The organism is Lysinibacillus sp. DFXJR4, assembly GCF_057196045.1.
In genome coordinates this window covers 49,057-57,122 of the sequence record NZ_JBXUNW010000023.1, presented here as the reverse complement: position 1 = coordinate 57,122, position 8,066 = coordinate 49,057, and the positions used below count along the sequence as shown (strand labels likewise).

General features: G+C 38.4%; 8 protein-coding genes. All 8 read right to left on the bottom strand.

The window, feature by feature from the left end; genetic code table 11:
- Positions 1 to 616: 616 nt before the first annotated feature.
- Positions 617 to 2,110, bottom strand: coding sequence for a lysine--tRNA ligase (gene lysS, locus AC2CGN_RS23970; protein ID WP_429988385.1), 1,494 nt, complete (start codon positions 2,108 to 2,110; stop codon positions 617 to 619).
- Between the two features lie 185 nt (positions 2,111 to 2,295).
- Positions 2,296 to 3,336, bottom strand: a complete 1,041-nt coding sequence (gene dusB / locus AC2CGN_RS23965; protein WP_429989319.1) for a tRNA dihydrouridine synthase DusB — start codon at positions 3,334 to 3,336, stop codon at positions 2,296 to 2,298.
- 76 nt (positions 3,337 to 3,412) lie between these two features.
- Positions 3,413 to 3,931: a 2-amino-4-hydroxy-6-hydroxymethyldihydropteridine diphosphokinase gene (gene folK, locus AC2CGN_RS23960; RefSeq protein ID WP_484516681.1), complete on the bottom strand. Its 519-nt coding sequence runs from the start codon at positions 3,929 to 3,931 to the stop codon at positions 3,413 to 3,415.
- Positions 3,931 to 4,296, bottom strand: a complete 366-nt coding sequence (folB, locus tag AC2CGN_RS23955; protein WP_429983609.1) for a dihydroneopterin aldolase — start codon at positions 4,294 to 4,296, stop codon at positions 3,931 to 3,933. Before folB ends, folK begins: the two co-directional genes overlap by 1 nt.
- Positions 4,296 to 5,150 carry a dihydropteroate synthase gene (folP, locus tag AC2CGN_RS23950; protein WP_484516679.1) on the bottom strand — a complete coding sequence of 285 codons (855 nt, stop codon included), beginning with the start codon at positions 5,148 to 5,150 and terminating at the stop codon, positions 4,296 to 4,298. Before folP ends, folB begins: the two co-directional genes overlap by 1 nt.
- A gap of 13 nt (positions 5,151 to 5,163) precedes the next feature.
- Entirely contained in the window at positions 5,164 to 6,003 is an 840-nt protein-coding gene (gene pabC / locus AC2CGN_RS23945) for an aminodeoxychorismate lyase (protein WP_484516677.1), read from the bottom strand.
- Positions 6,004 to 6,585, bottom strand: coding sequence for an aminodeoxychorismate/anthranilate synthase component II (gene pabA / locus AC2CGN_RS23940; protein WP_484516676.1), 582 nt, complete (start codon positions 6,583 to 6,585; stop codon positions 6,004 to 6,006).
- Positions 6,582 to 7,991 carry an aminodeoxychorismate synthase, component I gene (gene pabB / locus AC2CGN_RS23935; RefSeq protein ID WP_484516674.1) on the bottom strand — a complete coding sequence of 470 codons (1,410 nt, stop codon included), beginning with the start codon at positions 7,989 to 7,991 and terminating at the stop codon, positions 6,582 to 6,584. Before pabB ends, pabA begins: the two co-directional genes overlap by 4 nt.
- Positions 7,992 to 8,066 lie beyond the last annotated feature (75 nt).

The window sequence follows — 8,066 nt, the reverse complement described above, 5'->3', positions numbered from 1 at the left end:
TAAAAGAAATTTGATTAGCTCAAATTGTTTTGCTGGCATCAATTTTGATGTCCAAAATTTTTGTTTCGTTCACTAGCGAAAGCTAGCTAGTAAAAACTATATTGATTACGTTTTGCTTGTTCAGTTTTCAAGGTTCATTTTGATTGCGTTATCGGCAACCACTCTATTATAACATCTTTTTTCCGGTTGTCAATAACTATTTTATTTCATCTTAGTTATTTAAGAGACAACTCTCAAAATATATCATAATCTTTTTTTGATGTCAACATCTTTTTAGAACTTCACATTTTTGATGTCGACTCTTATGTCGTCTTAGCGACAAGTAATAATTTATCATGGTTTATATAACAATGCAAGTAATTTTATATAATTTATTTATCTTTGTAAAATCTCTGATTTTGCAAGCTATTTTACGTATTTTCGAGAGAGATAAAAAATTGTAAACTCATAATTATATATGATGATTTGTTTAAATATACATTTCTTTTATATAAATCTCAACTAATTCTGTACAATCACGTTTAGAAACAAAAACAGGAGTCATGGTGCTAATTAATTATTAACACCTTTGACTCCTAATATTTAAAAGCTGTTCATTCAGGTTTGCATCTTCTAATTACTTTGTAATATGACGCATTGTTGGGAATAATAGTACGTCACGAATTGAAGGTGAGTTTGTAAGAAGCATGATTAAACGGTCGATACCAATACCTAAACCACCTGTTGGAGGCATACCGAATTCTAACGCTTCAATAAAGTCATTATCCATCTCATGCGCTTCATCATTACCTGCTGCTTTTTCAGCCATTTGTGCCTCAAAACGCTCTCGTTGATCGATTGGATCATTTAGTTCTGTGAAAGCATTTGCGTGCTCACGGCGCACAATAAATAGCTCAAACCGATCTGTAAAACGCTCGTCCTCTGGGTTTTTCTTTGCTAGAGGGGAAATCTCTACTGGATGACCATAAATAAATGTTGGTTGTACAAGTGTTTCTTCAACCTTTTGCTCAAAGAACTCATTAATAATATGACCCACTTCATGAGCTTCTTTAACCTCTACACCATGCTCTTTAGCAAGTGCTTGGGCTTCTTCTACAGTCATTGGCTGCCAGAAGTCTACGCCTGTCATTTCTTTTACCGCATCTACCATATGCACGCGTTTCCAGCCTACAGCAAGGTTGATTTCATCTTCTCCATATTGAACTGTCGTTGTACCAAGAACTTCTTGTGCAACATGAGCAATAAGATTTTCTGTTAGGGACATTATATCCTTATAATCAGCATATGCTTCATATAGCTCTATCATCGTAAATTCAGGATTATGACGTGTTGAAATTCCTTCATTACGGAAAACACGACCAATTTCATATACTTTTTCTAGTCCACCAACGATTAAACGTTTTAAATGCAATTCAATTGCAATACGCATATATAATTCCATATCAAGTGCATTGTGGTGTGTAATAAATGGACGGGCCGCAGCACCACCAGCAATCGTATGAAGCATTGGTGTTTCTACTTCTAAGTATCCTGCGTTATCTAAGTAATTACGAATTGAACGAATGATTTTAGAACGCGCAATAAACGTTTTTTTACTATCTTCATTTGTCATTAAGTCTAAATAACGTTGACGATAACGTTGCTCCACATCCTGTAAGCCATGGAATTTTTCTGGCATAGGGCGTAATGCTTTTGTCAAGAATGTAAACTCCTCAGCCTTTACTGAAAGTTCCCCTACTTGCGTGCGGAATACATTTCCTCGAACTCCAACAATATCTCCAAGATCAGCTTGTTTAAATAGCTCATATGCTTCTTCGCCAACATGATCTTGACGAACGTAAATTTGAATTTGACCACCTAAATCTTGAATATGTGCAAAGCCAGCTTTCCCTTTACCACGTTTAGTCATAATGCGACCTGCAATAATCACTTCTTGTAAATGTTCTTCTAGCTGTTCTTTTGTTTGATCTGCAAATTGCTCACGTACTTCCGTCGATAAATGTGTACGCTCGAAACGACTTCCAAATGGATCTTGACCGTTCTCTTGGATAGCCGTCATTTTTTGGCGTCTCACTAAAAGCTGATCATTTAACTCTTCTATATTTGACACTTATTTCACTCCTTATTAAATTGTCCGCGTTTACGTCCATAATATTTCTATTGTACACAATTTTAGTGCTGTAATCATCTGTTTCAATTTTTTTTCGAGGGCAGTGGAAATGATTAATGATTCTGAAAATTAATTGTTGCAACAAAAAAGCGTCTCTTTCTTAGCATTGAGACGCCTTCAGGTAATTATATAATTAATTCTTTTGGTACTGGCACGATTAACTTGGATTCATTTTCTTCATAGTCTTGCACAAGATCATTTAATAAGGCGCGAAACTCAGGTGCTGTTTCAGTTTGATTAATAGCATTACGAGCTTTCCCGTTCCCTCTTATCCCCTTCAAATACCACGAGGCATGTTTACGCATCTCACGTACTGCCACAGCCTCACCTTTTAATTGGATAAGACGCTCGAAATGAAGTAAGCACACATCAATCTTTTCACGAACACTTGGCTCTTCCTTTAACTCACCTGTTTCTAGGTATTGAACTGTACGATAAATCATCCAAGGGTTGCCTAGGGCAGCGCGACCAATCATTACAGCGTCTACGCCAGTTGTATCTAACATCCGTTTAGCATCTAAAGGTGTCTCAACATCACCGTTACCCAGTACTGGAATCTTTACATTTTCCTTCACCTGACGAATAATGTCCCAATTTGCTTTCCCTTCATACATTTGCACTCGAGTACGTCCATGAACTGCTACCGCAGATGCACCTGCACGCTCTGCTGCTTGTGCATTCTCGACCGCAAAGATATGCTCGTCATCCCAGCCAATACGCATCTTTACGCTGACAGGTTTTTCAACAGCATCTACAACTGCAGCTACCATTTCATATAATTTATTTGGATCTAAAAGTAAACGAGCGCCAGCTTCACATTTAATAATTTTATTAACAGGGCAACCCATATTGATATCTATAATATCTGCAGTTGTATTTACATCTACATATTTTGCTGCCTCTACTAATGTTGCCTTATCTCCACCAAAAATTTGTAGTGAAAGTGGGTTCTCACGCTCATCAATATAAAGCATACCTAAAGTTTTTTCGTTCTTATTGACAATCCCTTTATCACTAATCATTTCTGCATATACAAGCCCTGCTCCAAACTCTTTTACAGTTAGTCTGAATGCAGAGTTACAAATTCCAGCCATTGGCGCTAATACGACACGGTTGTCCATAACAATATCGCCAATCTGAAACGGCTTCTCAGTTGCTTGACTCAATGGTGATTTCCTCCTTCGATGGGTTTTACATATCCTACAATGCAATGAAATGATTAACTATCCATACGCACAATTGTTAATTGGCTGATTGCAACACTAGCTTCTTAGACTCCAACCACAAGGTTACACCTTCGTCTACATAATTTAACTGTTGGCATATGTGGTGTGCTTGTTGTAATTGTTCTCCAACAGGTACAGGTGTAATTTCTACCAACGGGACTAACACGAAGGCCCGCTCATACATTCTTGGATGTGGAACAATTAAGCTCTCAGTTTCAATATTTTCATGATTGTATAGCAAAATGTCAAGGTCTATGATGCGAGGACCCCATCTAAATTTACGTACACGCCCAAGTTCCTGCTCAACTGATTGGCATATGGTCAATATTTCAGAAGAAGATAGGGCAGTTTTAATATGAACTGCAATGTTTAAAAAATCTGCTTGATCAGTGTAGCCAACAGCAGCCGTTTCATAAACAGAGGAAATACGGACAACCTCAATCCCTTTATTATCTTTTAAAAGCTCTACGGCATGTTGGAGATTTTCTAAGCGCTCCCCTATATTAGTGCCAATTGATAGATAGACATTATTCATTAAAACTCACCCCTCGTTACTTCAACTGAAACTTCTTTATAGTAACCATGTATGGGTGGGTCCGGTTTAATAAGCTCTACACGAACACCTTTCACTTTATCTGCGTATGTCTCTAGGATACTATTTGCTATTTTCGTAACAAGCGCTTCTATTAGCTTTAAAGGCTCACCTTCAACGATGTCACGGCATAGCGCATAAACTTCAGCATAGTTTACCGTATAGTTCAGATCATCTGTTTCCCCAGCCTCTGTCATATCTACCGCAAGTGAAACATTCGCTCGGAAGCGTTGACCAAGTGTTGTTTCTGCTGATAATACACCATGATAACCATAAAACTGCATATCCTTTAAATGAATATAGTCCATTACGCTTCCTCCTTATAAATACGTTTACCAACTAATACATCGATCATATGGGTAGCTCGTGCCATTTCCTGTACATCATGTACACGAATAATATGACACCCCTTTTCTATACCATAAACAACTGTTGCGCTAGTGCCTTCTATCCTTTCCTCAACAGGTAATTTCAAAACATTACCAATCATTGATTTACGTGATGTTGCTAGCAAAACGGGATAGCCCATTGTCACTAAATCGTTTAAATGTTGCATCATTTTTATATTTTGCTCTGTAGTTTTGGCAAATCCAATGCCTGGATCTAAAATTATATGGCTATCAGGAACTCCAGCACCATGAGCAATGGCGATACTATTCTCCAAATCCGTTCTTGCAGTTGTCCAAAAGTCTAAGCCGTAATCGGTATTTTCACGATTATGCATTAAAATAATCGGAACATGCAACTCTGCTGCGACCTTAGCAATCTCGGGCTCAGCCTTCGCTCCCCAAATATCATTAATGATATGTGCTCCAGCTTCTATTGCAGCACGGGCGACATTTGCCTTATACGTATCAATTGATATAACGGCTGGTACTTCAGCCACTAGGGCTTGAATCACTGGAACAATGCGGGCTATTTCATCCTCATCCGAGATACGTGTATAGCCAGGGCGAGTAGACTCTCCGCCAACATCAATGATTTTAGCCCCCTCAGCTACCATTTTTTTCGCTTGTGCAACAGCAGCTTCTACGTTATTGTATTTGCCACCATCCGAAAATGAGTCTGGTGTGACATTTAAAATACCCATTACAATTGTTTCTTTTTTATAGTCTAAAGTAATACCATTAATCGTTAATGGTGATATATATTTTTCTAGCATGATAACGCTCCTTCTATCCCTGCTCCACTTCTTTGATAAACGCTTCATGGATACTCGAATAAATAGGCCCTTCCTTGCCTAGCAATTGTTTGTTTGCTAGTTTACGAATTGGCACAAGTTCTTGTATGGAGTTCGTAATAAAGCATTCAGTACTATTCTCGACATCTTCCTTGGCAAAGAGCCCTTCCTTTACATAAATGCCTAGAGATGACGCCTTTTTGATCACCCATCCTCGGATAATACCTGGTAAAATGCCTGTGTCCAAGGAAGGCGTATATAGTATATCATTTTTTACCCAAAAAACATTTGATGTTACACCTTCAGCCACATAGCCATCTGTAGTTAAAAATAAGCCTTCCTGTTGTGCTAAGGATGGCATTTCAAAGCGACCAAGAACATTATTCCCATAATGATGTGACTTAACGCGGACTCCCTTTTCAGGAGTATTGCGTGGCGTCTCTAACCACTGTGCGTTTTTTTCTGTACCTCTAGGTGCTAACGGTAATTCTTTACGAAAAACAATAACATTTGGTTGTTTGTATTCCGCTGGCTGTAGCCCAATACCATGTTCCCCAGCAGATACATTTAGACGGAAATAACCATCCTGTCCATTAGATTGTTTATTTAAATGCTGAACAACCTCTAGTAATGCTTCTGAAGAATATGCCAAATGGATATGGTATTGTGATAAAGCAGCGTGTAACCTTTCCATATGCATGTCCCACTCAAATACTTTATCTCCATATGTCCGAAATGTCTCAAAAAAACCCAAGCCATATAAAAATCCATGATCAAATGGTGAAATACGCAAATCTTCCGCCTTTAGATACTCTCCGTTCATCCAACAATACATTTACTCCGCTCCCTCTACATACAATTCTATAAATTGGTGCAAAAGCTTTTTCCCTTGCTCTGTCATTATAGATTCTGGATGATACTGAACACCTTCAATAGGATAATCCCTATGGCGAATGCCCATAATTTCACCTTCATCTGTCCAGGCAGTTACTTCGAAGCATTCTGGTAGTGTTTCCATTTCTACAATGAGAGAATGGTAACGGGTAGCCTGAAACGGATTTGGCATGTTCTTATGTAGACCTCTGTCAGCATGTAATACAGGAGAAGTTTTTCCATGCATTAAACGTTCTGCTCGAATAACATTTCCTCCAAATACCTGTGCTATCGCCTGATGCCCGAGACAAACACCTAAAATCGGAATATTTCCCGCGAAATATTTAATAATGTTCAGGCTTTCACCCGCTTCATTCGGACTGCATGGTCCAGGTGAAATAACAATCATATCGGGTGCAAGTTGCTCAATATCCTTTACTGTTAATGTATCATTTCTTTTCACAACGAGTTCATGACCAAATTCCCCAAAATATTGAACTAGGTTATACGTAAAAGAATCATAGTTATCAATCATTAAAATCATTTTGCTCGCTCCTCCGCCATTGCCTTTGCCTGCCACATAGCCTTCGCTTTATTCAAAGACTCTTGATATTCTCGCTGCGGCACAGAGTCAATGACAATTCCTGCTCCAGCCTGAATATGTGCTACACCTTGTTTTATAAAGGCTGTACGAATAACAATATTGAATTCCATATCACCTGTGTAGCCAAGCCAGCCAATTGAGCCTGTATATAACCCACGTCTTACAGGTTCTAATTCTTCAATTATTTCCATCGTACGAATTTTTGGGGCACCTGTAATTGTACCGCCTGGGAACATAGCACGTATTACATCTGCATTTGATTTACCTTTAGCGATTTCTCCTCGCACGTTAGACACTATATGCATTACATGAGAATATCGTTCAATAACCATAAACTCATCCACCTCTACTGTTCCATATGTGGATACTCGTCCTAAATCATTGCGCTCCAAATCAACGAGCATTACATGCTCTGCTCGTTCCTTTTCGTTATCGATTAATTCCTTTGCTAATTCTATATCCTCTTCCTCAGATTTCCCTCTAGGTCTTGTACCCGCTATTGGTCGTGTAGACAATTCATTTCCATGACGCTTCACTAAAAGCTCCGGTGATCCAGAGACAACCGCAAAGTCCGGTGCTTCAATGTAAGCCATATAAGGAGATGGATTGAAAGTACGTAATGCTTCGTATACATCCATCGCTGAGGCAGTTAATTTTTTAGATTGACGAACAGATAAGTTCACTTGAAATACATCGCCTTGCGCTATATAAGATTGAATTCTACTTACTGCTTCTTCAAAGTCAGTTCCTGCAAATGATACTAGTAATTCACTTTCATCATTTACTATTTCTACAGCACTTGTTTTTTCAAATTTGCGGTCATTTAAACCTGCTACTGCCGCTACATGCCATACATTAGCCCAATCTTCTAAATTGGCATCACTGCTTTCTAGCTTCATAAGCGTTACTTCATTTGTGTTCACATCATGTACAGCCCAGCAGTCGAAAATATAAAAATATATATCAGGAACATGTAAATCGTCCTCTGCAGAATCTGGTAATTCTTCAATTTTTCGCGCATAATCATACGCTACAAATCCGATTGCTCCACCTTGAAATACTGGAAGGGTAGCATTGTATGAAACTTGATATTTTGCTACCAAATCCTCTAATAATGATAGGGATTCACCCAGTAGAATTTCACTATCACCATTTCGCCACTTCACAAGTAGTCCATCCTTAACTGATTGCGCTATGGCTAATGGATTCCATGCGGCTATCGTAAAATGTCCTCCACGTCCACTTTCTAAAAATACATGTGCTTGTTCTGCTGCTACTTGCTTTTTATAGCTATAAAAAAACGAATCTGCATTCATCGTTATTGTTTTCGTTCGTATTGTCTTCAAGCTGCCATTCCCCTTTAAATCATTTGATGTGATACCATCTTAACTTGAATATTGCTGAGAAGCGAATATTTTTAA

Coding starts and splice junctions, on each gene's coding strand:
- folK (WP_484516681.1), bottom strand. CDS start 3,931: ATGAATAATGTCTATCTATCAATTGGCACTAATATAGGGGAGCGCTTA.
- folB (WP_429983609.1), bottom strand. CDS start 4,296: ATGGACTATATTCATTTAAAGGATATGCAGTTTTATGGTTATCATGGT.
- folP (WP_484516679.1), bottom strand. CDS start 5,150: ATGCTAGAAAAATATATATCACCATTAACGATTAATGGTATTACTTTA.
- pabC (WP_484516677.1), bottom strand. CDS start 6,003: ATGTATTGTTGGATGAACGGAGAGTATCTAAAGGCGGAAGATTTGCGT.
- pabA (WP_484516676.1), bottom strand. CDS start 6,585: ATGATTTTAATGATTGATAACTATGATTCTTTTACGTATAACCTAGTT.